The following is a 2115-nucleotide window of genomic DNA, read 5'->3' as shown; positions in this document are numbered from 1 at the left end:
CTTTATGTAAGCTTTGGTCGGTTTTTGTTTGTAGTAAGCCTGATGGTGTTGATTGGGTTGAAACTGCGCGAATTTATTTATCAAGAACGTGATTACTACACCCAATTTAATATTGATGACAGTGCCTATCGCGATAAACCAAAACGTATTGCCATGTTTACTAATAACTATTTTCCGTTTATTTCTGGAGTCACGATGTCGATCGAACGTCTGGCTCGCGGTTTGACAATGCTGCATCACACGGTCCAGGTTTTTGCCCCGGATTATGAGGCAGTTACTGAATTACAGCCTGAATGTGAACGTGTTAAAACCCTTCTAGCATTCGGTCATAAGCGTGAATTTCGTTTAACGAATCCTTTACAGTTTTCTATTCGCAAGCGTTTTAGAGAATTTAAACCAGATCTGGTGCATTTGCATCACCCATTCTGGCTGGGATCGGTGGGGCATTGGTTGGCAAAGCGACACAATTTACCTACTGTCTACACTTATCACACTCGTTTGGAAATGTACGCCCATTATGTGCCTTTGCCAGGGGTGTTTTTTCGAAATGTTATCTCCCATGCCATGATCAGACGTTTCTGCAATCGTTGTGACGGGGTAATTGTACCCACCTTTTCCACAGAAGAATATTTACGTCTGATTGGAGTGAAATCAAGGATATGTGTCCAGCCTACTGGAGTGGATTTTGACAGATTTAATCAACCACATGCTATCGGTTCTGAGAGTTTGCGAAAAAATCTGGGATTACAGCACGATGATATTGTCCTCCTCAGTGTGTCAAGGTTGGGCAGGGAAAAAAATATCAAATTTTTACTGGATGCACTGGAAACCTTACCAAGATTTATTCAGCAAGAGGTCAAATTGATCCTGGTTGGAGAAGGTGATGATCGAGAGTATCTAGAAAATCGTATTGTACACAAAGCCTTGTCAGGAAAAGTGCAACTTATAGGTGAAATTAATCCTGATAATATTCCTGCTTACTATCAGATGGCGGATATTTTTGTGTTCGCATCAAAATCTGAAACCCAGGGAATGGTTATATTGGAAGCCATGTCGGCAGGGTTACCGGTTGTGGCGATTCGTTCCAGTGGTATTGATGATGTGATTGAACATGGTAAAACCGGGTATAAAACATTGGATGATGTGGAGGTATGGACTAAGAAACTTGCAGATTTAATTAGGGATACAGCTCTGCGTGAACAGTTTTCTCACAATGCGATCATTTTCGCCAAACAACACGATATCGGCGAATATGCTGAAAAAATCGATTTGTTTTACAGCGAAATTTTAGCTACGCATGCCCAGCAAGAACGACACTAATCATCAACATGTTCTTTTTTCTTTACCCAACGAATAATTGCCATCAACACACTAATTAAGGTCACAGCAATTACAAGTTCGCCCCAAAATTGTTGGTTATCGGTAGCCGAAACAATTTTATTTAATTGTCCCCCCAGAAGGGTGACTACTATGAGACCAGGGATGATGCCAATCGCAGAACCAATCATATAGCGAGAAAATTTTAGCTGGAATGCTCCAGCCATCATATTAGTCATGGTAAACGGCGCGATAGGTAGTAAATTAATAACCACCATGCTATGAACACTATTTTCCTGCATAAACCGACTTACAACACGCAGGTAATGGCTGCTATGTTTTTCAATGGTGCTGCGTCCTAGCACATGACCAATCCAATAACTCAATGCAGAGGAACATAAAGTCGCTACTGTTGCGTAAAAAATCGCCCACCAAGGACTGAACAAAAAACCAGTCACAACGACCAGTATGGTTAACGGGAACATGACCGTCAGTAGTAATAAATAACTTAGAAGAATGGCTGGAAATAACCAAGGGGCGTGTTTGATTTGGGCTACATGAGTTAATAGCTTTTCGATTCTTGAAGTGGTGATAAAACCGCTCTCAATTAAGTAGCGCCAGGACAAAGCTAACATTATCATTAGGCCTGCAAATAGCAAAAGCTGAATCACTGGACGAGGCACGTTGGTTCCTTACTTTTTATCGAATTAAAGTATTAAGTTTTGATATTGAAATGGTCTTAGGTCTTGGTAGTAATGCATTTCAGCTTTAGTCTGGAACTACTGCTCGGCCAATGGT

The 2115-nt window shown here is 41.0% G+C and carries 2 protein-coding genes; one reads left to right on the top strand and one right to left on the bottom strand.

Annotated features, from left to right (window positions below; translation table 11 throughout):
- Positions 1 to 1320 (top strand): glycosyltransferase (locus B3182_RS12070; protein WP_292752904.1); only part of this gene is annotated, 1320 nt, incomplete at its 5' end.
- Here B3182_RS12070 and B3182_RS12065 read toward each other — a convergent pair.
- Positions 1317 to 2000, bottom strand: coding sequence for a TVP38/TMEM64 family protein (locus B3182_RS12065; RefSeq protein WP_292353602.1), 684 nt, complete (start codon positions 1998 to 2000; stop codon positions 1317 to 1319). The two genes, B3182_RS12070 and B3182_RS12065, sit on opposite strands and share 4 nt — an antisense overlap.
- Positions 2001 to 2115 lie beyond the last annotated feature (115 nt).

The sequence above is a fragment of the Methylophaga sp. UBA4204 genome (genome assembly GCF_002379485.1).
Taxonomy (GTDB): Bacteria; Pseudomonadota; Gammaproteobacteria; order Nitrosococcales; family Methylophagaceae; genus Methylophaga.
This window is presented reverse-complemented; position numbering and strand designations above follow the sequence as displayed.